The organism is Paenibacillus sp. 23TSA30-6, assembly GCF_014858585.1.
Taxonomy (GTDB): Bacteria; Bacillota; Bacilli; order Paenibacillales; family Paenibacillaceae; genus Paenibacillus.
Window position 1 is genome coordinate 1 of record NZ_SLTL01000032.1, and the last position, 25,698, is coordinate 25,698.

The 25,698-nt window shown below is 48.2% G+C and carries 27 protein-coding genes; 5 read left to right on the forward strand and 22 right to left on the reverse strand.

Annotated elements, in window-relative coordinates; genetic code table 11:
* From E0698_RS22275 to E0698_RS22295, 5 genes are all read right to left on the reverse strand, one after another.
* Nucleotides 1–294: SF0329 family protein (locus E0698_RS22275; protein WP_443146919.1), on the reverse strand; the 294-nt coding region annotated here is incomplete at its 3' end.
* A 106-nt stretch (nucleotides 295–400) separates the two neighbouring features.
* Nucleotides 401–2,098 carry a 23S rRNA (uracil(1939)-C(5))-methyltransferase RlmD gene (gene rlmD / locus E0698_RS22280; protein WP_192512925.1) on the reverse strand — a complete coding sequence of 566 codons (1,698 nt, stop codon included), beginning with the start codon at nucleotides 2,096–2,098 and terminating at the stop codon, nucleotides 401–403.
* A 249-nt stretch (nucleotides 2,099–2,347) separates the two neighbouring features.
* Nucleotides 2,348–3,229 (reverse strand): diacylglycerol kinase, encoded by an 882-nt coding sequence (locus tag E0698_RS22285; RefSeq protein ID WP_192512926.1) that lies wholly within the window; start codon nucleotides 3,227–3,229, stop codon nucleotides 2,348–2,350.
* A 185-nt stretch (nucleotides 3,230–3,414) separates the two neighbouring features.
* Nucleotides 3,415–4,188, reverse strand: coding sequence for a sirohydrochlorin chelatase (locus tag E0698_RS22290; protein ID WP_149096235.1), 774 nt, complete (start codon nucleotides 4,186–4,188; stop codon nucleotides 3,415–3,417).
* The gene (locus E0698_RS22295; protein WP_014279885.1) at nucleotides 4,188–4,478 is read right to left on the reverse strand and encodes a YerC/YecD family TrpR-related protein; all 291 of its coding nucleotides are present in this window, start codon (nucleotides 4,476–4,478) and stop codon (nucleotides 4,188–4,190) included. Before E0698_RS22295 ends, E0698_RS22290 begins: the two co-directional genes overlap by 1 nt.
* A 228-nt stretch (nucleotides 4,479–4,706) precedes the next feature.
* Here E0698_RS22295 and E0698_RS22300 point away from each other — a divergent pair, with 228 nt between their 5' ends.
* The gene (locus tag E0698_RS22300) at nucleotides 4,707–5,234 is read left to right on the forward strand and encodes a tyrosine protein kinase (protein WP_134911149.1); all 528 of its coding nucleotides are present in this window, start codon (nucleotides 4,707–4,709) and stop codon (nucleotides 5,232–5,234) included.
* A 6-nt stretch (nucleotides 5,235–5,240) separates the two neighbouring features.
* Here the strand turns inward: E0698_RS22300 and corA are convergent, their stop codons facing one another.
* A complete protein-coding gene (corA, locus tag E0698_RS22305; RefSeq protein ID WP_134911150.1) occupies nucleotides 5,241–6,200 on the reverse strand; it encodes a magnesium/cobalt transporter CorA in 960 nt (319 codons plus the stop codon).
* 230 nt (nucleotides 6,201–6,430) lie between these two features.
* Complete coding sequence (locus E0698_RS27530) at nucleotides 6,431–7,006, reverse strand: GNAT family N-acetyltransferase (protein WP_337916439.1); 576 nt, start codon at nucleotides 7,004–7,006, stop codon at nucleotides 6,431–6,433.
* Nucleotides 7,007–7,213: 207 nt separating this feature from the next.
* Between E0698_RS27530 and E0698_RS22315 the strand changes: the two genes are divergently transcribed.
* A complete protein-coding gene (locus E0698_RS22315; protein ID WP_192512927.1) occupies nucleotides 7,214–7,351 on the forward strand; it encodes a hypothetical protein in 138 nt (45 codons plus the stop codon).
* 67 nt (nucleotides 7,352–7,418) lie between these two features.
* Here E0698_RS22315 and E0698_RS22320 read toward each other — a convergent pair whose 3' ends face one another.
* The 5 genes from E0698_RS22320 to E0698_RS22340 all read right to left on the reverse strand — a co-directional run bounded on the left by E0698_RS22320 (nucleotide 7,419) and on the right by E0698_RS22340 (nucleotide 12,742).
* Nucleotides 7,419–8,147, reverse strand: a complete 729-nt coding sequence (locus E0698_RS22320; protein ID WP_149096232.1) for an amino acid ABC transporter ATP-binding protein — start codon at nucleotides 8,145–8,147, stop codon at nucleotides 7,419–7,421.
* Nucleotides 8,140–9,588 (reverse strand): amino acid ABC transporter substrate-binding protein/permease, encoded by a 1,449-nt coding sequence (locus E0698_RS22325; protein WP_192512928.1) that lies wholly within the window; start codon nucleotides 9,586–9,588, stop codon nucleotides 8,140–8,142. Before E0698_RS22325 ends, E0698_RS22320 begins: the two co-directional genes overlap by 8 nt.
* Nucleotides 9,589–9,830: 242 nt before the next feature.
* The gene (locus E0698_RS22330; RefSeq protein ID WP_134911154.1) at nucleotides 9,831–10,820 is read right to left on the reverse strand and encodes an inorganic phosphate transporter; all 990 of its coding nucleotides are present in this window, start codon (nucleotides 10,818–10,820) and stop codon (nucleotides 9,831–9,833) included.
* 14 nt (nucleotides 10,821–10,834) lie between these two features.
* Nucleotides 10,835–11,449, reverse strand: a complete 615-nt coding sequence (locus E0698_RS22335; protein WP_014279877.1) for a DUF47 domain-containing protein — start codon at nucleotides 11,447–11,449, stop codon at nucleotides 10,835–10,837.
* A gap of 192 nt (nucleotides 11,450–11,641) precedes the next feature.
* A complete protein-coding gene (locus E0698_RS22340; RefSeq protein WP_443146920.1) occupies nucleotides 11,642–12,742 on the reverse strand; it encodes a DUF3048 domain-containing protein in 1,101 nt (366 codons plus the stop codon).
* Nucleotides 12,743–12,985: 243 nt separating this feature from the next.
* Between E0698_RS22340 and E0698_RS22345 the strand changes: the two genes are divergently transcribed.
* Nucleotides 12,986–13,504: a DoxX family membrane protein gene (locus E0698_RS22345; protein ID WP_134911156.1), complete on the forward strand. Its 519-nt coding sequence runs from the start codon at nucleotides 12,986–12,988 to the stop codon at nucleotides 13,502–13,504.
* A gap of 151 nt (nucleotides 13,505–13,655) precedes the next feature.
* Nucleotides 13,656–14,582: a hypothetical protein gene (locus E0698_RS22350; RefSeq protein WP_192512930.1), complete on the forward strand. Its 927-nt coding sequence runs from the start codon at nucleotides 13,656–13,658 to the stop codon at nucleotides 14,580–14,582.
* 100 nt (nucleotides 14,583–14,682) lie between these two features.
* Here the strand turns inward: E0698_RS22350 and E0698_RS22355 are convergent, their stop codons facing one another.
* The 3 genes from E0698_RS22355 to E0698_RS22365 form a co-directional block, all read right to left on the reverse strand.
* Complete coding sequence (locus E0698_RS22355) at nucleotides 14,683–15,474, reverse strand: dioxygenase family protein (RefSeq protein WP_192512931.1); 792 nt, start codon at nucleotides 15,472–15,474, stop codon at nucleotides 14,683–14,685.
* 92 nt (nucleotides 15,475–15,566) lie between these two features.
* Complete coding sequence (locus E0698_RS22360; protein WP_192512957.1) at nucleotides 15,567–16,391, reverse strand: alpha/beta hydrolase; 825 nt, start codon at nucleotides 16,389–16,391, stop codon at nucleotides 15,567–15,569.
* A gap of 344 nt (nucleotides 16,392–16,735) precedes the next feature.
* Entirely contained in the window at nucleotides 16,736–17,035 is a 300-nt protein-coding gene (locus tag E0698_RS22365) for a hypothetical protein (RefSeq protein ID WP_134911158.1), read from the reverse strand.
* Between the two features lie 196 nt (nucleotides 17,036–17,231).
* Between E0698_RS22365 and E0698_RS22370 the strand changes: the two genes are divergently transcribed.
* On the forward strand, nucleotides 17,232–17,660 hold the full coding sequence (locus E0698_RS22370) for a hypothetical protein (protein ID WP_134911159.1): 429 nt from the start codon (nucleotides 17,232–17,234) through the stop codon (nucleotides 17,658–17,660).
* Between the two features lie 225 nt (nucleotides 17,661–17,885).
* Here the strand turns inward: E0698_RS22370 and E0698_RS22375 are convergent, their stop codons facing one another.
* From E0698_RS22375 to E0698_RS22405, 7 genes are all read right to left on the reverse strand, one after another.
* A complete protein-coding gene (locus tag E0698_RS22375) occupies nucleotides 17,886–18,818 on the reverse strand; it encodes an ABC transporter substrate-binding protein (protein WP_192512932.1) in 933 nt (310 codons plus the stop codon).
* 88 nt (nucleotides 18,819–18,906) lie between these two features.
* The gene (locus E0698_RS22380) at nucleotides 18,907–19,932 is read right to left on the reverse strand and encodes a FecCD family ABC transporter permease (RefSeq protein ID WP_134911161.1); all 1,026 of its coding nucleotides are present in this window, start codon (nucleotides 19,930–19,932) and stop codon (nucleotides 18,907–18,909) included.
* Nucleotides 19,932–21,017 carry a FecCD family ABC transporter permease gene (locus tag E0698_RS22385; RefSeq protein WP_192512933.1) on the reverse strand — a complete coding sequence of 362 codons (1,086 nt, stop codon included), beginning with the start codon at nucleotides 21,015–21,017 and terminating at the stop codon, nucleotides 19,932–19,934. Before E0698_RS22385 ends, E0698_RS22380 begins: the two co-directional genes overlap by 1 nt.
* A gap of 199 nt (nucleotides 21,018–21,216) precedes the next feature.
* Nucleotides 21,217–22,191 carry a glycoside hydrolase family 43 protein gene (locus tag E0698_RS22390; RefSeq protein WP_192512934.1) on the reverse strand — a complete coding sequence of 325 codons (975 nt, stop codon included), beginning with the start codon at nucleotides 22,189–22,191 and terminating at the stop codon, nucleotides 21,217–21,219.
* Between the two features lie 199 nt (nucleotides 22,192–22,390).
* A complete protein-coding gene (ilvA, locus tag E0698_RS22395; protein ID WP_149096223.1) occupies nucleotides 22,391–23,680 on the reverse strand; it encodes a threonine ammonia-lyase IlvA in 1,290 nt (429 codons plus the stop codon).
* A 211-nt stretch (nucleotides 23,681–23,891) separates the two neighbouring features.
* A complete protein-coding gene (locus E0698_RS22400) occupies nucleotides 23,892–24,731 on the reverse strand; it encodes a carbohydrate ABC transporter permease (protein ID WP_044647030.1) in 840 nt (279 codons plus the stop codon).
* A gap of 3 nt (nucleotides 24,732–24,734) precedes the next feature.
* Nucleotides 24,735–25,697, reverse strand: a complete 963-nt coding sequence (locus E0698_RS22405; RefSeq protein ID WP_134911164.1) for a carbohydrate ABC transporter permease — start codon at nucleotides 25,695–25,697, stop codon at nucleotides 24,735–24,737.
* Nucleotide 25,698 lies beyond the last annotated feature (1 nt).

The following is a 25,698-nucleotide window of genomic DNA, read 5'->3' on the forward strand; positions in this document are numbered from 1 at the left end:
TAGACGATCCTCCGGAACGGTCCCCTTGGTATCTTTTCTGATCGCTTCAATTTCTTCATTGTTGATAGGAACTTGGATATTGGGATCATTCTTAATTTCCTGCTCCGACTGATACCATCTGATTGGGCTAGTTATATCACTCATATTGAGTACGTTCTTTTTATCTACGGCAATATAACAAATTCCAGATTTATCAGGTAAATAACAGTAACTGGTTGCCCGGTATTCGACCCTTCCATATAACGCAGGACAGAGGAAACTCTCCAGCTGTTGCTTCAATTTGCTCCAGGACATGTATCCTCCTATGTTCTCAAAGCCTACTACCAGTATTTGCGGTTGTCAGGCTTTCTTTTTGAAAGATGAGACAGTTTATTAGAATCACTTTGTATCCTACATTCATTTAATCTGTTTTCTGTAGCGCATGGGTCATAAAATCCTTAACCAGCACCGCCACACTCTCCACATGTACCGTATGCGGGAACATATCCACGGGCTGTACTTCCACTGTTTTATAATCGCCATCCTCCAGTATCCTTAAATCCCGTGCCAGCGTGCTCGGATTACAGGATACATAGACCACGCGCTCTGGCTTCATCTCCAGAATGGTTTCGAGCAGGCGAGGATCGCAGCCCTTGCGGGGCGGGTCGACGACGATGACGTCGGCGGTGATGCCTTGCTCTTTCCAGGCGGGGATGACGTCTTCGGACGCGCCTACCTCAAACTTCACATTGCGCATATTGTTCAACAGCGCATTACTCCGTGCATCCTCAATAGCTTCTTTGACGATCTCCACTCCGTATACCTGATCCGCATGTTGAGCGAGGAACAAGGAAATGGTGCCGATACCGCAGTATGCGTCGATCACCGTTTCTTTACCCGTGAGTCCGGCATATTCGACAGTTTTGCTATACAGCGCTTCCGTTTGGACGGGATTTACCTGATAAAAGGATCTCGCGGAAATAGCGAATTGGACGTTTCCGATGTAATCGTAGATCACGTCACGGCCCCATAGTACACGAGTTTCGTCGCCAAAAATAACGTTCGTTCGCTTGGTATTCACGTTCTGGCAAATGCTTGCCACGTGTGGGATATGCTCACGAATACTGCCGATCCAGGCATCTGCGTGCGGGATATCTCGTCCATTCGTGACAAGGACCAGCATCATTTCACCTGTACGAAAAGCAGTCTTTACGACGACATGGCGCAGCAGCCCGCGTCCAGTTTCTTCATTGTATGCGCTGATGCCCAGCGTCCGTCCAATCTCTTTGACACGCGCGACAACCTCGTCGTTACGCTCGTCCTGTATGAGACAGGTGTCCATATCCACGATACGATGACTGCCACGTGCGTAGAAGCCGCCGACAAGTCCGCCTTCGATGACGCCGATCGGCACTTGGGCTTTGTTACGGTACCGCCACGGCTCGTTCATGCCCAGCGTAGGAAGTACCTTCACGGCAGTTTTTTCACCTGCGATGGAACCTTCATTTCCCTCCACACTCAGCTTCCCGATACGCTCCAGCACGTCCACGACATGCTGGCGCTTCCAGCCTAGCTGCGCTTCGTAGCTCATATGCTGGATCTGACAGCCGCCGCACTGATCGTAGATGGCGCAGGGAGTTGCAATCCGGTCAGGGCTTGCCTGCACGATATCCAGCAGCTTGGCATAGCCGTATTGCTTTTTCGTTTTCAGCACCTTTATCCGCACCTTTTCACCCGGCAACGCACCTGGAACGAACAGCGTAAAACCCTCAACGCGTCCCACACCTTCGCCGTCATGGTTCATGCCAATGATGTCCATCACGGCTTCATCGTTTTTTTGCACAGGCAGATCGGTACGCTCTGCGCTGACTCGGTTGCGATTGGATGCATCCTGACTCCGTCCACCACCGGAAGAACGACGCGATCCACGTCCCTTTTCCGATGTCTTCCGTTCCCTTTCCTGCGCACTTCCACTCGCACTTCCATTTCCGCTTCCAGCTCGAAGCTGTCCTTGTCCTCTTTCACTGTTCATCGGCACGGTCTTTTTCTGCGGCTTCCCTTGAATGGGAGCTGCTGCATTCCGGCGGCTTTTTCCACGTCCGCTACGGTTAGTCGTCATTATAGATGTCACTTCTTTCTGATAATCTTTTCAAACCTGTTTATGCTCATGATTGGCATACAACCCCATATATAATCATACGGTCATCGCTCTACACATTAACACCAGTACCGTGAACTCGAAAATGCCGTTACCCCCCACGGAGAACGGCAAGAACCGATATCGTCACAGCGAAAAATAACTTCCAACTCTACATTCCATATACTGTACTGTCCTGCGATGAAAAGCGAAAACACTCACCGTCATTCCTTACCGAAAAACATTCAAATGCTGCGGCAAATTGCGGAAAGTCGCTGGCAGGGTACCACCCAGTTCGCCATCCAGATTAAGCTGGACATAGCCGGGCGAGGTTACTTCCATGTAATCCGTTTTAAAATAAACGATCTTCTTGTCCTGCAAATGCTCACCACGCAGCGCGAGTGTCACCAACCGGATCATTTCCGCCAGATTACATTTGCGCACAGCGATCACATCGAGCAGCCCGTCATCAATGGTCGCGCTGGGCGCCAGCTTTTCGAATCCGCCTACCGAGTTCGTATTAGCAATCAGGAAAAGCATGAACTCGTCGTGGATCACTTCCTGACCCGATGCCTTGATAATCAATTCTTGCGGGGCAAGGCTAACCATTTTCTCCACACCCTTAAAATAATAAGCCAACTGTCCAATCATCGTTTTCAGCTTACTGGGAACTTCATACGTAAGCTCGGTCAAAGTACCGCCACCCGCGATGTTAATAAAATAGCGGTCATTAGCTTTTCCGATATCCAGCGGCTTCGCATTTTGACGAATGACCAGATCACAATATTCCTCCCATTGCTTGGGAATGCCCAAGGCCCTTGCAAAATCATTCGTCGTCCCTAGCGGGAATACGCCCAAGGGCGGACGATTTTCCTTTTCGGCCATCCCGTTAATAACTTCGTACAATGTACCATCCCCGCCTGCGGCGATGATCATATCATACCCGCGCTCAATGGCTTTTGCTGTCGCACGAGTTGCATCCCCTTCGCCCGTAGTTGCATGGCAAGAGGCTTCAATACCACCTTCATCCAGACGCTGCAAAATGTCCGCAAGGCGACGCTTCATTTCCTCACGTCCGGAGGTCGGATTATAGATCAATCTAGCACTTTTCATTCCCGTTACGCCACCCGTATATTTAATGATATTTATGTTTATATTCTCATTCATCATATTCACTCTATACGAAATATCATCATACTGGAAAAAGGCCTCTTTTACAATAAAAGAAGCCAACGCTTACCTAAATACGGAAATTTCAGGCTATGATAAAGCTGTAGCTGAAACAAGCTGCCTGTTGCTCAATCTTGCTTCTGCATTCTTTGCAGCAGTTCATGAATTTGCCCGTTCATCCAGCTTGTGAGCAGGGGATGCGGCAGCAGAGGATCTCCTGAATAACGGTATTCAAGCCCCTGTAATCGTCCAGGAATGATATGACTTGTAAAATATCCCGAGCTTAAAAAAAGCGGCGCCACAATAACATCATGACCCCGCTCCTGCTTCCAATACGCTACTTTATCATATACACTCTCAGGATTCAGCAAGGCGTAGTCCGTTGCGATACTACTCACCCTTTGCACCGTACGGGCTAACGAAGAAATCCCTCGCTCCCAGCGCTGAAAAAAGCCATCATGCACACTGCCATGTCCCACAAGCAAAATAGTCTCTCTCGCAGGGTTGACCGACAATGGGCTAACCTTGTCCCAAACCATGTGAGCCACATCTTCTCCATCATCCAGCGGACTGCCAAAATGCACACGCGCCTTGACACGAAAAGGCTCCAAATCCGTTTCTTTGTCTGGCGTATCCTTGACTCCCAGCGCATAACTGATCTCGTCTACATGCGTGCTGCCGGACGACATAAACAAGGGCACAACCAGCAAATCTGTCACACCTCGGGCTTCCAAACGGTCAATACCATCCTGGATCAATCTTCCTTTAACCGTTTCCAAAAATGCAACCTCTAACGGCATGTCCTTCGGCAAATGAAGCTCTGCGGCTGCCTGATCCACCTGTTCCACCCAATACGACTCCCTTGAGCCATGACTAATGACCAGTACCCCAGGGCTTCGCATTAGCGCCCCAGACGCTCAAGTGTCAATTTATACCCGTCATTACCGTAGTTCAAGCAACGTTTAACACGTGAAATCGTAGCTGTGCTGGCACCCGTCTCTGCTTCAATCTGGTTATACGTACTGCCTTTGCCCAGCATACGGGCAACTTCCAGACGTTGAGAGAGGGATTGAATTTCATTAATTGTGCACAAATCATCGAAGAATACATAGCACTCTTCCAAATTTTTTAAAGTTAGGATGGCTTCGAACAATTGATCAATACTTTTATCATTAAGCTTTTTGAGCTGCATGGATTATCATCTCCCAAGGTTACGATCTATCCCCATTGTACCCGAGGAATAGTCGGTTTTTCAAGCGTTAACGATTTCACGCATCACAGAACAGCATTATTTTTCAGCAGGATCGTACTGTGCTTGAGCCCAAATCCGCTTTTATACCTGATTTCGGGACACGCGCCTAAACCCACTGTGCGTTTGTAACATACAGTAGAGTATCAACCTGCAAAGGAATGTGATCTCATGCCTGGACACTACTATCATCGGAGGCCGCCACAGCGTTCCCTTTCCGATCCGTATAATTCATCTTCGTATCCGGGACTCGACCCGTACAGCGATGTTCCGCAAGTCGATTCCTCCGGACTCGTGCCTTATGAGGCGCCATCAAGTATTACAGAATCCGCCGCCGTGGTCACACCTGATCCGGTCCCGGCCAAAGGAGGACTGCTCGGCGGTCTCGGCAACCTTGGTAACCTTCCCAATCTCGGCGAAATTAAAGGCATCATTGACCGTATGGGCGGTATTGACGGGATTGTCGCTACTTTCGGCAAGGTACAAAAGGTCATGTCCAGCGTGCAGCAGTTTGCTCCGATGGCGAAGCTGATTATGGGCGCGCTCCCAGCATTCGGCAAATCCGCGGGCAAAAATTCTGCAACGGAAATCGCCGAGGAATTGGATGAATACACACCACCGCGCCCACGCCGGAAAAAGACGCAGCGCAAAAGCACCACTACCCCGCGCAGACGTCCGCGCAAGCGCAAAAGAAAGTAGGCTATTTTATTTGAACCAGCCCCGACGCATAAACCAGATTACCATCGCCGCACTTAATATGAACATAAAGAACAGTACTCCAAAATAACCGTATTTCCAGCCCAGCTCGGGCATATACGAAAAATTCATACCATAGATACCCGCAATCAGCGTCAGGGGCATAAAAACTGTCGTAATGACGGTCAGCGTCTTCATGATCGAATTCATACGATTGGAATTTAACGAAATATAACTGTCTCTCAGGTCGGCTGTCATCTCGCGGTCGGCCTCCAGCATGTCGGTCAGCTTTAGCAGATGGTCATAAACATCTGTAAAATAGGCCATATGCTCTCCTTTCCCCTGCACATGCTGCGAATTAAGAACCCGGTACATCAAATCCCGCATCGGCACAATCGTACGGCGCAGCTTGAGCAGCCTGCCTCGCAGGGCAAATACCTGCTTCATCAAGTCCTCCACCGACTCACGCCCGCCCAGGCTCTCCAGCTCTGCCAGCTCATCCTCAATCATGAACAAACTCGGGAAATAGTTATCCACCAGCTTGTCCACCACGGTATAAGCCGCAGCCAGCGGCCCACGCGACCAAATTTTGCGTTCGTTAGCATGCTGGACAATCCGTTCCCAAGCCTGATCCAGCTCCTCCAGTTCATGATGATGGTATGTCACCAAGAAACGGCTGCTAATAAACATATCCACTTCTTCCGCATCCAATGTATCTACATCCAGCGCATGTACCACCAGAAATTGCACATCCTCGTAGTAATCCAGTTTTGGACGTTGCAGAACATGCAAACAATCTTCTACAGCCAACGGATGAAAATGAAAATAACTCGTCAGCAGCTCCGATTCATGATCGGTAGGCTCGCTAAAATCCACCCACATCCATATATAATCCTCCATGACGATCTGATCCAGTGGCAGCCCCACCGTCACCTGATGATCATGGCCTATAACCAATGTACGTATCACCGTACGCCCCCCTCGCCTAACACTACTGCTTTGATTCTATTTACATTGTATATAAGCTATTCAGCGTTATACAAATCTCAAGCCCCATATTCATGCTTCATACAGCCAAATAAAGAAAAGGATATCTCCGGGCCATCACAATCCCCCAAGATATCCTTATAAAATATAAATCCAACTCAAACGATATGTTCCATATCTCTATCTGATAAGAAGCTAACTTATAATGATAACTATGCTTCAATTAATTTCACAAAGCCTGTGCTTGTCGCTTCATAGCCTAACCGTCGATAAAATTGATGCGCATCCTGTCGCTCACTCCGATTACCACTGTTCAAAGCAATGGCAACCAAACCATTCTCTTTGGCCCAAGCTTCCGCTTCCTGATTTAGCGCCTTGCCGATGCCTTTATTACGATGTTTTGAATCCATCACAAAAACAACGATACGCGCATAATCTTCATTTCTTTCATAAAAGATATCAGAGTGTAACCCAACCATCCCCACCACTTCCCCTTCAAGTTCGGCAACCAGGGTATGATAGTTAGAATTAGAAGCGATACGATCATATCTCAATTTCATTTCCTCTACAGATGTAGGATAACCCAATTCCTCCATCAAATAAGCTAGGGCTGGAATATCCTCTTCTCTAGCCGTCCTGATCTTCAAAGTAAGCCCTCCACTTATGAAAATAAACAACATAAAAGAACAACCACCTGCGTCCACGAAGTGCCACTCCGCGGTCGGATGGTGCTTCCCATCGCTGTTGCGGATTTCTTGAATCAGTTTTAAAGGTAGAAATCCGGGCACAAAGGCGAACGCTAGCGCTTGTACAGCACCATTCCGCCCACTTCGTTCTCGTTCAACTCGTTGTATTCTTTAGTTCATTTTCTAAAAAAAGCAAAATGGATCTACTACCAGAATATAATACTTACCTCGTTATTCCCCCAGCGCAGCAAGCACAGCGCTGCGCCAATTCCCTCCTCCTGCTCCACCCCAAAAGAATGGGGCATGCTTTTGCGAAGAAAGGAGGGATCAGCGAGTAGTAGCGCAGCGGTACATTTGAATCTGAAGAAGCGTCAGCGCTCGCCTTTGCCCCCGGATTTCTCCAGCCATGAGCTTATTCAGGAAATCCGGGGGCAACAGCGATCGTAAGATCAAATGGACTGCGGAGCGTCACACACGAGCACATCCCCGACGACATCCACAAACCCTGCCCCACTTACAATACTTTCTCTAAGAAACTAATCGTCCGCTCATTTTGCGGATTACCGAATACCTCTTGTGGCGTTCCTTCCTCCACGATGTAGCCGCCGTCCATGAACACGACACGGTCGCTTACTTCGCGTGCAAAACCCATCTCATGCGTCACGATCATCATCGTCATGCCTTCACGGGCCAGATCGTTCATGACGCCGAGCACCTCTCCGACCATTTCAGGATCAAGCGCCGAGGTTGGCTCGTCAAACAGCATAACATCCGGGTTCATGGCCAGCGCGCGTGCAATCGCTACACGCTGCTTCTGACCGCCGGACAACTGTCCTGGCAATGCATCTGCCTTATCGGACAAGCCCACACGCTCCAGCAGCTTCAAGGCTGTCTCCCGTGCCTCTGCCTTGGACTGTTTACCCAGCTCTGTCGGCGCGAACATAATGTTCTTGAGCACCGTCATATGCGGGAACAGGTTGAAATGCTGAAACACCATGCCTATATTTTCACGGACCTTGTTAATGTCCACACTCTTGTCACTCAAGTTGTAGTCATCCACGATGACCTCGCCTGCGGTAATTTCCTCCAGCATGTTAATACAACGCAAAAACGTGCTTTTCCCCGAACCCGAGGGGCCAATGACGCAGACAACCTCGCCTTCCTGTACTTGCATATCAATGCCTTTCAGTACTTCGTTACTGCCATAGCTTTTTTTCAGGTTCTTGACGATAATTTTACCCACGGCGAACTCTCCCTTCGAGACGGTTGGAAATTTTGGTCAGGACTGTAATGACGATAAGATACATCACCGCAACCACCAGCCAAATATCAAAGGATTGGAACGTCCGCGCAATAATGATCTTACCCGATTGGGTCAATTCGACCAGACCGATAACGGATAAAATTGACGTATCCTTCAACGTAATAACCAACTGATTAATAAACGACGGGATCATGATTTTCACAGCCTGCGGCAAAATGATTTTGAGCATAGCCGTCCGGTATGGCAAGCCAAGCGAACGAGCCGCTTCCATTTGTCCCGGATCAATGGACTGAATACCGCCACGGATAATCTCTGTCACATAAGCTCCCGCGTTCAGAGACAACGTCAGTACGGCTGCAACAAAGAGCGGCATTTTGAAATCCAGTGCCTGCGGAATCCCAAAGTAAATAAAGAAAGCAAGTACGATCAGCGGAATACCACGGAAAACATCGACAAAAACTGTTGCAATACCACGGAACAGTTTATTGTGACTCACCTTCATAAAGCCGAACACCAGACCCAGCACAAAAGCTACCAGCAGGGATACAAGCGTGTACAGCAGCGTATTTCCCATTCCTTTGATCAGCGAAGGCAGAGAAGCGGAAATGAGTTCCCAACGACCACGCTCTACAGGTGCCGCACCTTTGCCGGATTCGCCCAGGTACTTGGACATGATTTTGTCATATTCCCCGCTGTTGCGAAGATTCACAAGCCCTGCATTAAATTTCTCCACCAGTTCCTGGTTTCTGCCTTTATTGACAGCGAAACCGTAAGAACCGCCTTTTTCCTTGTCTGTCACAAGCTTGAGTCCATTATTCTGTGTCACTCCGTATGCCAGCACCGGATAGTCATCAAAACATGCAACTGAGTTTCCAGTCTTAACCTCATCGTACATTTGAGAGGAATCATCGAACGGAACCGTAGTAAAGCCATATTTGGCCTTAATGGACTCTGCGAACGTGTAGCCTTCTGTTCCTGTTTTGACAGCGACACGCTGCCCTTTCAGGTCCTCATAGCGTTTAATCGTATCATTATCCTTACGGACCGCCATGACCACACCTGAATCAAAATACGGTTCAGAAAAATCAAATTTTTGCTTACGTTCATCTGTAATACTCATGCCGGCAATGACGCCGTCCACTTGATTCGTTTCGAGGGCCTGCACTGCCGCATTAAAGCCAAGAGGCTTAATGGTATAGTCAAAATTCTGATCCTTGGCAATAGCAGCTAGCAGATCCATGTCGATTCCGACAAATTTACCATCTACATCTTCAAACTCAAAAGGCGCGAACGTTGAATCCGTGCCAATATCATATTTTGTTTTGTTTTCTGCATGTGCCACTACGCCAAAATTACCGGCCAGGGCAACCACAAAAAACAGACAAATCATGAGTGCTATTCGTTTTCTAGATTTTTGCATAAGTTCCTCCAGTCAGTTGAACGGTTCAAAGTTTTCTGTTTATTCTACAGGAGTTATCAAAAATTGACTACTTTGATGTCAGATATTTTTTTTATAATGTTTCATGGATCTGTCTGGTCGGGTAAGGTTTAAAAGACCTGTTTTTACTCCTTGAATGCCAATAAGCCCCTGCCGCAAAAAGCGGACGGAAGCTTATTGTGTATCCTATAGTGTGTACTTATTTTCCAAGAAATAATGATGAACTAAAAAAGAATTTTGAAAATCAAACCTGACAATAAGGCAGCAATTGGAATCGTAATAACCCAAGTAATGACAATGCGACCAGCCAGCGACCAACGCACAGCGGAAAAACGCTTCGCAGAACCAACGCCCAAGATAGCCGAAGTAATGGCATGAGTGGTACTTACCGGTAAATGAAGCAACGTGGCTGTGAAAATTACCGAAGCACCGGAAATATCAGCAGCGAAGCCATTGATCGGTTCGATTTTAAAAATCTTGGTGCCCATCGTCTTGATGATCTTCCAGCCCCCAATGGACGTACCGAGCGCCATTGCTGTTGCGGCCGAAATTTTAACCCACATCGGCACTTCCAGATGATCCTGATAACCCGACGAAACGAGTGCAAACGTGATAATCCCCATTGCCTTCTGAGCATCATTCGTACCGTGCGTGAACGATTGAATCGCTGCCGTAATGACCTGCATCGTGCGAAAACCTTTGTTCACCGTATGCGGACTGCGACGAGCGAAGATGTATTTTAAAATCATCATTACGATATAACCGATTACAAAAGCAATCAGCGGGGAGAAAATAAGTCCCTCGACAATTCCGATGAAGCCACTCCAGTTCAATTTCTCCGATCCGGCACCTACATACACAGCCCCCGCCAGCGCACCAATCAATGCGTGGGAAGATGAGGAAGGAATACCGAACCACCATGTGAGCAGATTCCAGATAATCGCTGCGATCAGCGTCGCAATGACGATATCAATCCCGTTCGTAAGCTTGGTAGGGTCAGCGACACTGCCACCAATCGTCTTGGCAACCCCTGTAAACAATATGGCTCCGAGAAAGTTCATGACCGCAGCCATTATAATCGCACGACGCGGCGTCAACGCACGGGTAGATACCGAGGTTGCGATAGCGTTCGCTGTATCATGAAAACCGTTAATAAAATCAAATGCCAGAGCAAGAAAAATAACAATACCCAATACCAGTAAACTTGTATCCATGTAAAAGGACTCCCTTACGAGTTACGCATAATGATGGATTCCAGCATATTTGCAACATCCTCGCATGAATCCGTTGTCGTTTCTAGGCGTTCGTACAATTCTTTGCGTTTAATCAGTTCAATGGGATCAGTCACAGTTGCAAACAGGTTTTTGATGCAAATACGCAACAGCTCATCCCCCTGGTTTTCCAAATCATTCAGGCGAATGGTGTATTCACGGATGGCCAGCAGCTTCTTCTGTGAAAGCAAATGTACAGCCTTCTGAATTTCATAAGCCGACTGACGCAAAATATCAGCGAACTGCACAATATACTCGTCCGGCTCCGTAATGTTGTACATATAAAAACGAGAGGCCGTCGCTTCCAGACCGTCCAGCACATCATCCATGGTCGTTGTCAGTTCCATGATGTCGTCGCGTTCCAGCGGCGTAATGAAGGTCTTGTTCAGCTCAGTAATAATCGTGTGTGTGTAATCATCACACTTATTTTCATACTTCTTCATTTCATTAGTAAACAGAACCACATCTTGAAGATTTGAAGTATGTTGGGCAAAATAATCGGCTGCTTGCACGATTGTATCTGCCATATTTTCCAACGTCTCGAAGAATATATCCTTTTTCTTCAATCTCATTAACGATTACCCCTTTACGAAAATATCCGCAACCTGTTTCGACTGCATTAGACAACCTTTGCTATCTTATCACACTCATCAATGTTTTTGTAAAGTTTGTAAAGGCAAATTTCACAATATTAAGTATACATTGCCCGACAAGGAAGTGCATTATCCGACAATATATACCTTAAAAGGTGAATTTCATCTACTTTACTTTGCTTCTACACTTACATGCTCGTTCAACGAAACGTCCGCAGGAACCACATGTATATAGGATGTACCTGGTACTAACGGAATTTCAACTCCATTTTTCATAAAACGAATCGCATCACCGGACGTATGCTGCCACTCAGCATGTATCAGCCGTCCCTGTTGAAACACCATGGCCTCTCCACTGCCATTCAGCTCAACGCTCAATCTGCCTACATCATCCAGCGTTTGGTGCCTGGTGCTCATCACAATGACATTTGCCGCAGAGAGCTGCTTGTTATTGTTTTGATCCACATGTGACTTTTCGTTCACAAAACGCTTATATTGCTGATCAGACGGATCGTAGGTGTAAGATACCTTGTAGCTTTTAAGCAAAAAGCGGATTTGTAAAGATACTGCATCCTCGTCTCCCATGACCGAGGTTTCACCGGATTTCAGGTAGTTATATACCGGAACCACAGTCTGCCTGATGTAGCCTTTGCTTTCACTTCCTTGGCGAAGTCTGTTCACATCTGTGTACAGATTGTGTGGAGGACGGCGATCCTTGCTTCTCCAGAAGTAAGCTCCCCCATTCGAAATCTCATCCAGATGCTCCTTTCGTTGCTGCTGTAAAATCGCATAGGCATCTGTACTTCCCCCGGCGTGTATCGGCAATGCCCCATAAGTTTCACCCAGCTCAATCAAATAAGGCCGGATGCTGCGGACCGGACCTATTTTCACATCTCCACCATGACTTTGGAAAAAAGCTACCAAACGGGTAATTCCACCTTCCGCGAGAACTTCATATACCATGTCCGCCTCGCTAAGTCCCGCCTGAGGCCGTGCGGCTGGAGCGTTATTAATCATAATGGCAAGCGGTCGTTCCAGAACAGGATGCTGCACCGGAAGACCCGTAAGCGGAGCTGTAAATGCCGGAATAGTCGATTCCTTGGGCGGCTCAAGCGCCTCCGGCTGTGTTTCTTGCTTAAGCGGTTGAGGTGCGGGTTCTGATTCACCCGATTTGGACAAAGCAGAACAAGACATCATGGTCATACATAGCAAAACCGAGGTCATCACACGCAACCATCGTCTTCGATTAAAAATGGGCCCGGACAAGTTCATCCCTCCAGTTAGACATTTTTCTCATTATAAGCGTTATTTCCTGTTTTTGTCTTGATTGAAACACCTTATCTCTATAGAATACTTATCTGAAGACATTAAAATTTAAAAAATATTCAGACTTTGTGATTTTCATCACAAATAACTGTAACTGAACCTAATACAATAAGGGTGTAGCAGAGATGATCATCCCAAACCAAATGAAATACAAACAACAATATAAGATACGAAAGAGGAGTGGTTTGAATGTTTAACAACTGGTTGCGTGAAAATAAAGTAGCAATGTGGCTGCTGACTGTAGTACGGGTTTATCTGGGATATGAATGGATGACCCATGGACTTGAGAAGCTGACTGGCGGATTCGATGCAGGCGGATTTATCTCGGGGGCCATTGCTAAAACAGGCGGAGAACATCCCGCTGTACAAGGCTGGTGGGGATCGTTCCTTGAAGCCTTTGCCCTGCCAAATGTCAGTTTGTTCAACGTACTGATCCCACTGGGTGAATTCCTGGTCGGAGTTGGCCTGCTTCTTGGTACACTGACTACATTAGCTGCTCTGATGGCAATGGTCATGAACTTCTCGTTCCTGTTCTCGGGCACAGTAAGCACCAATGCAATCTACCTGCTGTTTGAAATCTTCCTTGTCGTTGCTGGCGCAAACGCTGGACGGATTGGCTTGGATCGTTGGGTACTGCCCTTCCTGCGTGGACTGTTCCGTAAAAATAAAGATACCTTTCCAGCAGATCCCGCTCGAAAAATAGCTTAAGCTACCCAAAAAACAACCGTTACCCTCCGGGCTAATGGTTGTTTTTTTGTGCAGCAATGCTGCTTTGTTTTATATGTTTCAGCTTTGTGCAGCTACGATGCTCCATTCTGGCTTATAAGTTACACCAAAGAAAGCCATGGAGGGTTATATCATGAAAAAAATCACCAAAGCCTACCTCATGCTCGCGACAGTAACTTTCACAGTACAAACTATGGGGCTGGGATATCCATCACAAGCCGAAGCAGCAGTATCGACTACAACAACGTCTCAATCGGAAAGTGTTCAAGGTATCTCCAAGACCTTCGAGCAACTGCTGCGTCAACCCGGCAAGCTACCTCAGGCATTCGCTTATTTGCAAAAACACATTCAATCCATTCCAGCCTCTCAAGCCACCATCATGACGCTTCATCTGGAAAATGCACAGACCAAGCAATTGGATTCTTATTCACAAGCCTTATACCCAGCTTCTGTTCAGACCAAAATCAATACTATTTATAAACCCGGCGATTCGTTCACAAATGTAATTAGCCGCACCAAAGATACGAACCTGAAGAAATTACTGACCCAAACCAGAGATGCCGGATACAAACTGGAAACCGCAGAAGGTATGTATTATCCTGTCATAAACTATGAAAAATATAAAGTTTTCGGAAAGCACACCACGGCAGATATCCGCAGCTATATTGACATCATGGCAGTGGAATCTGGACAGGCGGCTACCAAGGATGCCGCGCTGCATATCGGATATCAGCAGTTGTCTGGACGGGTGCTGGCACAGGAAGACTTTTTAAACAAATATCCTCATTCCAACCGTACACTAGCTGTCAAAGGATTGCATGATCTGTACTATTTCTATACCTTCTACGGCACAAACAATACGCCATTATTCGATTACGATACCAAGAAGATTCATCCAAACGCCAAAAAAGGATATCAACTGGTAATTCAACGCAACAGTGGCTCAGCTAGTCCTTATGTACAAAAACTAAAAGCCTTCGTGGCGCTACTGGATCAAAACGGGGATAAACATACTGCACAGGTATCCGACTGGCTGAAAAAGAACGTACCCACTTCCTGATCAAGTTTTACAGGAACACACCCTACAGTAACTCCCGTTATATACACAAAAGAACTTCCATTCCCACTAGCCATGTGGATTCGGAAGTTCTTTTTCACATTTACGTATCACGTTCTTGACCGAAAGCCCAACAATTGAGACTCAGTGAGCCCAGGACATAGGACTGAAAAAGCTTCTTCGCCGAGCGCTGGTCATCCGCAGCCCCCATCGCGTAAAACAGCGGTGAAAAATGCTCTATCCCATAAGAGGGAACCGCCTGTTTGGCATAAGGAGCCTTTTTGTCATATTGGAACAAATGACGCAAATTCCAGTCCTGAAGCTGCTGACCGATCCAGTCATCATATTGAACCGCCCAATCCGCAGGCTCATTCGTCTGCTTGAGTGTTCGCAAATTGTGGACCAACCCGCCGCTACCGATGATCAAAATGCCCTGTTCACGCAACGGTGCCAGCATCCGCCCAATCTCATACTGCTCCTGCGGAGCACGCCTAGAATCAATGGAGAGCGGGACGACCGGGATGTCCGCATCAGGATATATATGCCGCAAAACCACCCATGCTCCATGATCCAGTCCCCGGTTCCGAACCGGCTGGTGGAACAGGTTATGCTGACTGAATAGATGCTCTATCTCCTCATACAGCTTCGGATCGCCGGGTGCAGGGTAATCGAGTGTGTACATTTGTTCAGGAAAGCCATAGAAATCGTGCAGCGCTGCATGCTGATCATCCGCGCCGATACATTGATCAGCACTATCCCAATGCGCGGAAAAAATGACTATTCCTTTGGGTCGGGGCAGGCTCGCGCCCAGCTCTGCAAGAAAGCTGGTGTATGCATTGTTTTCTAAAGCCAGTGTCGGTGAACCATGCGCAACAAAAATTGAGGGTAATGTCATCGCTGCCAACCTCCACACGCCAGTATAGTGTTACTCTTCCATTTTACTCCGGTGGAGGCGCAATTTCCAATACAATCCGTTACAGCCTGAAATCAGATCATCCAGTGCTGCCAATCCCTCTGAATATTCTCCTGCTCATCCAGCCATTCCAGCGTCCGGTCGATCAACCGTTGCCGTTCTTTACCGGAAGAGAAGGTATGATCTCCCTGAAAAATAATTTCTTTGTCGCAACGTCCCTCTGGACGCATCCAAAATACCTTTTGAAACAGGAACGCATAGTCCACAGGAATGATATCATCCGAGGTTCCGTGAATAACGAGCACATCCCCGTTAAACTTGACGGCCTCCTGAAACGGCTGGAACTGGGCAAGCGATTCAAAATAAGTAGGTGTGAACTTGTAGCCCAAATAGTCGGCCTGACCGCTTTTCACGGATTCATCGTACACGCTCCGCTCCGTAATTTTAACAATGTCATTGAACGGGTAGCCGACCGCCGACCAAAGCACCAGATTTTGTACTCTCTTGTCCCGTACCGCTGTGAGAAGGGCGACCGCGCCACCCAAACTGTGACCGATCAGCGTCACCTTGGTCGGGTCGATGTCTGCACAATTTACGGCATAATCGAGCACGGTACGTGTCTGATTAATCATCGACTCCAGCCCTTGCTTGCCGTAGTCACCCGTGCTTTCCCCGCAACCGGCAAAATCAAAGCGCAGGACAAAATATCCCCCTTCCGCAAGCTCACGTGCAGTCTTTACGAATAACCGATCTACCCCAATACGATTGCCCACAAATCCGTGGCATATCACTACGAGCGGTACCCGTCTCTGACGGTCTCCTTCATTCGGATTGCTCGGATAATGAATCGTTGCGGCCAGCTCCTCATTTTCAAAGCGAATTCCAATTTGCCGTTCCATCATGATTGTCCCCCTGTTTCAAGCTTCACCGTCACCAAGCTGCTATGCTGCATGGGCAACCCTACCTTGCGAAGCTTCTTGTAATGATTACTGATTGATAACTAATGATTTAAAGCGAATATGTCAAACGTATATTGTAACATGGATGCTCAGCAAAATATCCATTCACTTTAATTCCGATAAGTTTAATAAGTTTTATAGTAAAGTCAGTCTATCATTGCCCTGCTTCCTTGTCAACCTGTCAGTTATAACGGAGAAAAAACGAACAAATGGCGCTCCCCGCAACGATAACGAAGAACGCCATATTGCATTACTTGGTGGGAAAATTAACTTCATCCAGCAGACTATTCGTAGCTGTTCCTGAACATTTCGTGGGTCTCCGTGCGCCCCTCCCATTCCAGTCTGCAAGAGGCACCGCTATTCTGATCCTCATGCCATAAGCTGCGGTAGCTCTCTTCGCCCAGATCACCTGCAAACTCGGTATCCTGAGCCCATTCAGCATCGTCCAGAATACGGTACGTCGGGAATGTCCCCTGAACGCTCCGATGACTCACGTTCACAGGCAAGGTCTCCACGCTGTTTCTAACTGGAGCGGCTTCCAGCCGTTTATTAACCGTATAATCAGCTTGCTTATCCAGCTTCATAATGCCACATCCTCTCCACATTTACATTCAGGATGCTCCGCGTGCTCACCCTTTATCCAGTTTGAGGAGAATGCAGCGGTAATATACATTACGCAGATAAAGCCTTTTGCCATCCGCAGCTTACTCACGTATACTGTTTTTGTTACGTATTGGCGGTTCCGCAAGACGGAATACGCCCGCAAAGCAGGAGGAAGAAATGAATAAAGCCAAAAATTATACGCTTATTGCCTGGATTGCCTTGTCCATGTTTTTTTTGACACAGGCGATCATCGGATGGTTTGTAACGTTCACAGGCGGAGATGTTGCTCCTTTTGAAAAAGTTAACCTGTCCACCCTGATCATCATCGCCGCAGGGGCCATTCTGCTGGTTGAAGCGCTGATGAATTTTATGGACCGCCCGGAGGAAGGAGAGGAAGCACAGCAAGACTATACGCCCGTGAAGCCCCGCATAGACCTCAAGTCCATCTTGCTGTATGTCGTGTTAGTCGTGGTGATTCTGGTCGCAGGGTTGGCCCTGCGCAGCGCACTGCCCGTGTTCAGCATTTCACCCTGGGTGAATCTGATCCTTGCCGCCATCGGCTTTATTGGACTCAAGCCGATTTTTTTGCGCAAAAAACGTTCATAACTCGCAATCCTCATGTATACCGAAGCTGCCCGATTTTTGTTTGCGGCGGCTCTTTTGGTTATTTTACAACTCCCAATTACGTAAATAATATCAGAAAAGAAAGCGGCTGTCGGCTGACCTGGGAACTATCTGGCATCCGACTTGCAGCTTAGGTGTTCGCCAAAAAGCCGTATTCCCCGCCTGCAATAAGTGCATTGGGAATACGGCTTTGATATACGTTAAAGCTTATTTGGAAAAAAGTCGCTCTGCATTATCCAGAGCGATTTTGTGTCCCATTGCCGAATAGTCCAGCCAAGGCTGTCCGTCCAGCATGTAGACATGGCCCTGCTTCACTGCTTTGAGTCCTTGCCATACCGCGTTTCCTTCCAGTTGTGTGTACACCTTTTGGGCATCCGCGCCTTTACTGATAATGACAAAGATCGCATCGGCATCATAATCCGGCAAAACCTCCTGGGATACGACCTGATATGCCTTGTTGATCTTTTCCACACCCTTGGCTGGCTTCAAGCCCAAATCCTGATACAACAGCGGTCCTACCGGGCGCTTCATGCCCATCACACGGACTTCCTTCGCCGTAACACGAATAGCCATCACGGTTCCGTCGCCGATTTTTTGATGGATCAGCTTTTTAACCCGTTCCTGTTGGGCATCGTAATCTTTCAGGAAAGCGTCCGCCTGCGCTTCATGCTTGACCATAACAGCTATTTTTTTCAGTTGATCCTTCCATGTGCCCTCGTCCAGATCAAAGACCTCGGTTGGCGCGATTTTTTCATACTTGGCTACATCGGTTCCCGAATATTTTTTGTCTAGAAAAATATGGTCAGGTTGCAACTCCAGCACGGCTTCCATATCCGGGTCTGTGACAACGCCCAGCTTGCGGGTATTTTGGAGACGATCTTTTACATGGGGTAAAAAGTCCTTAACATCTCCACCGATGACCGAGCCAGCCGGAGTAATACCCAGCGCCAGTAGATTGTTCGTCAAATGAATGGACATGGAAGCAATGCGCGAATCCGCACTGACCGTTTTCTCACTGTTGTCCGCCGCTTTCGTATCGGCAGCTTTGTTGTCTGCTGCTTGTCCACAAGCGGACAGCATCACCATACATAAAATAAGAACCATGCCCACCCATGAACGCTTGAATCCATTTTTTTTCATCACTATTCCTCCTATGTCATAGAAGCTCCAACTAAAATGATCCATATAGAAAGCTTCTGCTTGTTGGTTTATGTACCTATTCCATCTGTCATTTCGTACGGGACAGCAAAAATAAAAAATACGGAGCCCCTACCACAGCAACCACCACACCCGCCGGAATCGCATTCGGCTGAAACACAGAACGTCCAATCGTATCCGCAGTGACCAAAATGACGATTCCGACAAAGCAAGCAACCGGCAGCAAATGCTGATACATTGGCCCAACCAGACGGCGAGCCAGATGAGGCGCAATCAGCCCAATGAAGCCAATGCCTCCAGCCATAGACACACTGGCGCTGGATAGAGCCACGGCTGCTCCCAGCAGCAACAGACGCTGCCGTTTCACACTCGTGCCGATTCCAGCCGCCGTCTCGTCGCCCAGCGACAGATTGTTCAGGCTGCGCGTCTGTGACAGAACGTAGGGCAGCACAATAACAATCCACGGCAGCAAAGCCGCCGCATGTATCCAGTCCCGGCCCCATACGCTGCCAGCCAACCAACGTGCGGTGAACGCGTAAGTATCCTCATCGAGTCGCAAGGACCAATACAGCGTTATTGCGCTGAGGCCCGAGGCTACACCGATGCCGGACAGGATCAGACGCACAGGCACGATTCCTCTGTTCCGGTTATAGGACAACAGCACAATCAGTACCGCCGCCACGACACCTCCTGCAAAAGTAAACAGGGGGATCAGCACGGCTGCCGATCCTTCAAGATCGCGAAAGAAACTGACGAACATCACCAGTCCTAACGCAGCCCCCGCGTGCAGCCCCAGCACCCCCGGGTCAGCGAGTGCGTTCCGCGACAAGCCCTGCATAACAGCCCCGGCTGCTCCCAATCCGGCCCCGGCCAATACCGTTACAACGATACGCGGCAGACGGTATTCGAACAGAACGATATGATCACGCCCGCTACCACCACCAAACAGTGTATCCAGCACACGCAGCGGTGGAATACGAATCGTTCCGGTATTCAAACTCAATACAATGACGGCAAAGCTGATCGCCGCCAAAGCCAAGCAGACGATCAAAGCCTTTGTCCTTCTTGCATCCCCGGTTCCTAAAGAGCGACTCATTACAAATCCCTCCTTTCCTTACGGGCAAGAAAGAGGAAAAAAGGCACTCCGATAAAGGACACCATAATTCCAATAGCGAGCTCCTCGGGCGGATTCGCCATTCTCGCCCCCAAATCAGCCAACACCAGCAGCACAGCTCCCAATAACGCAGACAGAGGTACGATCTGGCGGTAATCCACACCAATCAGCTTGCGGGCGATATGCGGAATAACCAGCCCTACAAAACCGATGGCCCCGGCTGCAGATACGGACAATCCGGCCAGTACTACCACGGTCAACAGACCCAGCAGCCGGATACGCTTGAGATTTAATCCAAGATTCAGCGCCACCTCATCGCCCATCGAAATCAGTGAAATAGAGCGTGCCAGCCCCATAGACCAGGCGATCACAATCAGCAAAATCGGCGCAAGAATCTCAAGCTGTGACCATTTGATCCCTGCGACACCGCCCGCATACCAAAAGGCTAAATCCTGACTCAGGTTAAAATAAATCGCAATTCCCGAAGTCATAGAGCCTAGCAGAGCAGCCGTCACTGCTCCGGATACGGTCAGTCTCATCGGCGTCAATCCCCCGGGCGCGGAAGCTCCCAGACCAAATACCAGCAAGGTGCTCATCAGCGCCCCGAGGAACGACAATACGATTAACGTCCCATAAGGAAGGTTGGGGAAAAAGGCAAAACTCACAGCGACCACGAACATCGCTCCTGCGTTAATGCCCAGCACACCTGCATCTCCCAGCGGATTGCGCGTAATACCTTGGATCAGAGAGCCTGCTACCGCCAATGCAGCTCCGATGACAGCCGCCCCCAGCACACGCGGTAATCTCAGCTCATGAATGATCTGATGTGTCATCAATGAACGATCATAGTGAAATATCGCCGCCCATACCGTGCCTAAGGTCAAGTCCTTGGCTCCAAGGGAAATCGCGGCAAACATAGCCAAGGCCAGCAACACAGCAGAACCTATGAATAGCAGCGCCTGCCGAATCCGGCCCGCCCGGAGTAAAGGACGGGCTACCAAGGCTACTTCGGGAGCTGTGCCTTCTGTCCGAGCCGCATGTTTGTCCGTTTTGCCTTTAAACTGCATCGTGAGGTCACTCCCTCCATACCTGAAACCACCATAACGCTCATGACGATGGCGATAATGATAATTATTATCAACTTGATTTATAATAGCATGTTTCTATGGCATTGCAAGCCAAAAACTGCTCCTCCTATGGAGGAACAGTTTTTGGATATACCTAGGTAAGATCGCTATATGGATGACTCCATGTAGCCCACATTTTTTAGTACGTAGGCCAACCTGCGGAGTCCCATTTCAGATCACTAATCAGCAGCTTTGGATTTCCGTTATCAGTGGCATCATACGCATGACGCGCAATCACACTGTTGTTATAGATAGATTGACCGCCTGGTCCCTTCCAACGGTCATTCCCTGCATCCAGTACGGTTCCACCGCCATCCATCAGATTCTTACCGCTCTTGTCCACATACGGTCCAGTGATACTGGTGGAGCGGCCGTAAATGATTTTGTAATTACTGTTTACGCCTTTGCAGCAGTTATCGATAGAAGCAAACAGATAATAATAGCCGTTACGATATATAACATGCGGAGCCTCCAAACCACCAGCGGTACGCTTAGCGATGGAATAGATCTGGCCCGTAGGTTTCATCGTATTCTTGTCCAAACGGGTAATTTTCAAGCCTGAATTCCAGGAACCGAAGGAAAGCCACGGGTTACCGGAAGCGTCAATGACCAGATTCGGATCAATGGCATTATAATCGTTAGAATCCGTCGTACGCAGCACTAGTCCATCATCTCTCCAGCTTCCCGCGCCAATGCTCGTTGCTGAAGTCAATCCAATGGCCGAAATGCGTGACCCGAAAGTAGAAATGGAATAGTAAACCCACACACGTCCATTGTACTTTTGAGCATCCGGTGCCCATACATCATTAGTCTTCTGCTTAGGTACATACGATTTCCACCATGATGGCGGTGACAGGAATATTTGCGGCAATCTGTAAAAATTGCGTCCATCATCCGACCTTTGTACCTGTATTCCCTGACCCGTAGAGAAAATATACCACGCATTGCCTTCCTTCGTGATGGATGGATCATGTACCGCCACATCGCCAGTTAATGCCCAATGCTCTGCCGATGCAGATGGCATCACGGATAGCAACAACGCAGCCGAGGTTACGGCGGCAAACGCCGTTCGGGCTATTTTACCCCGCACTGATTTTTTCCAAGATTCCAACATTCTACGCACCTCCGAAATAGTTCCATATGATAGAAATCATTTGACACACATATTACATTAGTGTTTATACTTACGAAGTTACCCATATATTAACCTATTAACTTCAGTTTTGTAAACGCTTTATTTCAAATCATAGGAAATTACCAAACTACGCATAATGTTGTTCATACAAAAAAAAAAGGAGCCCGCAGGCCCCTTCTTAAATTAGCATATTAAACAGATTTTCGTTTTTGTTCAGTTCTGTGTATTTAATCCCCTTGCGGCTCATTCGTTCAATTAAAGGAAGATAGTCTTCCTTATGAAACAGTTCAATGCCGACTAGCGCGGGGCCGTTCTCCTTGTCGTTCTTTTTCGTATACTCAAACCTTGTAATATCGTCGTCCGGTCCAAGCACATCCTGAAGAAACTCACGAAGCGCCCCTGCTCTTTGCGGGAAATTCACCATAAAATAATGCTTCAGTCCTTCGTAAATCAGGGACCGTTCCTTAATCTCCTGCATACGGTCAATATCGTTGTTGCCACCGCTGACGATGCAGACAACCGTTTTGCCCTGAATCTGTTCACGATACATATCCAATGCTGCTACAGGCAACGAACCCGCAGGCTCCACAACAATCGCATTTTCATTATACAGCTCCAGAATCGCGGTACACGCCTTGCCTTCCGGCACCTTCACAATATCGTCCAGGGTACGTGTACAAATGTCATACGTTAACTGACCGACACGCTTAACAGCAGCTCCGTCAACGAACTTGTCTATTTGCTCCAGCGTAACCACCTTGTTCAAACGCATCGCTTCCGTCATTGACGCTGCGCCAAGTGGCTCCACACCGATTACCTTGGTGGACGGACTGACCGTTTTGAAATACGTGCCTACGCCTGCCGCCAAACCGCCACCGCCGATGGTCACGAACACATAATCTGCTGGCGTATCTAAACTTTCCATCACTTCCATCGCAATCGTACCGTTGCCCGCTATAATTTTCGGCTGATCAAACGGATGAATAAAGGTCATCTCCTGCTCGCTGCACACCTTTATGGCCTCATCATAAGCATCGTCGAACGTATCCCCGGTCAAAATGACCTCCACACTGTTGCCGCCAAAGCGACGAACCTGCTTCACCTTCTGATTGGGTGTTGTGCTCGGCATAAATATTTTGCCGTGAATGCCCAGCGCATTACATGAAAAAGCCACACCCTGCGCATGATTCCCCGCACTCGCACACACGATGCCCTTTTCCATTTGCTCAGGGGTCAGGCTGCGAATCATGTTGTAGGCTCCACGAATTTTAAAGGAACGCACGACCTGGAGATCCTCTCTTTTCAGATACACGTTACAGTTATATTTGGCCGACAGGACGGCATCCCGCTGCAAAGGTGTACGTACAATCACCTCACGCAGCATATGATGCGCCCGTACAATATCCTCCATGCTGACGGTTGACGCCATCGGGGCCGGATCGGTTTTCTGGGTTTCTGTTGGTTCCATAGGTTCTCCACGCTCCGCCTGAATATGTCTGTATTTGAAATCTTTCAAATATCATACCACGTTTACCTACAGCTTGTGCAGGTCATAGAACATGAAAATGAGAATGAAAATCAATTATATTCAAAAAAAGCAGACCGGGATGATCCCCGACCTGCTTTTCCTGACGTTACACGCTTCTTTTATTCAATCGTTCCCTTAATAGCATGGAACATTATCCTTTTACCCCGCCTGCGGTCATTCCCTCAATAAAGTAACGCTGGAAGAACAGAAACACGACGAGAATTGGCAAAATAGCCAGCACCGACCCGGCGATTAGCACATCATAATTGTTGCCATACGGCGTAAGCAGACTGGACAGACCAATCGGTAGCGTCAGCATATCGTTGGTACGCAGTACGATCATCGGCCACAGGAAGTTATTCCAGCTATTCATAGCCTGCAAAATAGCCATCGCTGCGAACGCGGGCGCCATCAGAGGCATCATAATCCGCACGAAAATGCCATACTCCGAACAGCCGTCAACCCGTGCAGCATCCATAAAATCCTTCGGGACCCCGCTCAAATATTGACGGAAGAAAAAGATCGGAATCGGCGCGACAACAAATGGCAGAATGACGCCCCATACCGTGTTGATCAGCTTCATGCCGATCATCAGCTTATAGAGTGGAAGCATAATAATTTCTACTGGAATCATCATCACGACCAGCACCAGCGTAAAAATCACATTTTTCAGCTTGAACCGATACATCTCCAGTCCATAGCCCACCATCGCGGACAATATCAGACATAGCACCGTGAATAAAACGGTTATGACAATACTGTTCCAGTACCATTGAAAATAATCCGTCGTCCCCTGAAAGATGAATGCGTAATTTTTCAAGGACATGATGCTCCACTCCAGCTTGAGATTCAAGCCGTACCGCAGCAGCTCCGTCGATGGCTTGAACGAGGCCAGCGTCACGGCAAATAGCGGAAACAGGGCAAACCCGGCAAACAGGATGAACAGAACAACGAGCAGTGCGGATAACGCGCCTTTTTGCTTCTGAACCATCGCTTAGTCCTCCTTCCGAAACAAGCCAAAAAATTTGAGCTGGATCAGGTTCAGCAGCAGCGTAAATACGAGCAACACAATACCCACTGCGGCTCCGAAGCCCATACTGTTTTGCTCCAGACCTTGACGGTACAGATAACCGACAATCGTTAAGCCGATATCATTCGGAGAGTTGTTCCCGTTCCACAGCATGTAGCTCTCCGTGAACATCGACAACCCTGCATAGATACTAATCGTAAATACGTAGATCGTCACCGGTTTCAGCATCGGAATCGTAATCCGCCAAAAGGAATCAAAGCGGCTGGCTCCATCAATCTGCGCGGCTTCGTACAGCTCGGGGGGAATGTTTTGCAGTCCCGACATGTAATACAGCATATTTACACCCAGCCATCTCCACAAGGCCAGTACGATCAGCGCTAAAAATCCGGTGTTGGCGTTCATCAGCCATTTGTACGGCTCCAGACCGAACACACCAAGCAAGGAATTCATCAGCGAACCGTCCAATTCCCCGAACATGAGCCGGAAAATCGTCCCCGCCACCACGACCGAGGTCAGTGCAGGTATAAACATCACCGAGCGAAACAGACCTCTGCCTGGCATTTTAGGCGAATTCAACAGGACCGCCAGCACCAGCGGCAGCGGAATCAGCACCACCAGCGTAAGCAAGGTATACAGGACGCTGTTCAGAATCGCTTTTCCAAACGTGGGATTGATCAAATCTTTATAATTTTCCAGTCCGACATAAGTCGTTATGCCAGGCAGCACTTCCTGAAAGCTCATAATGACTGTCGAGATGACCGGGTACGCAAAAAACAGCGCAAAAGACAGTAGAAACGGAAGGACAAACACATACGGCGCCGTGCGGCTGGAATGAATAAAGCGGCTCCATCGGCTTCTGGTCGGACGCTGAGGTTTCGGCGGCTGACCTGTCGGTACATTTGCGTTCGTATGAACGGGCGTTGCCATG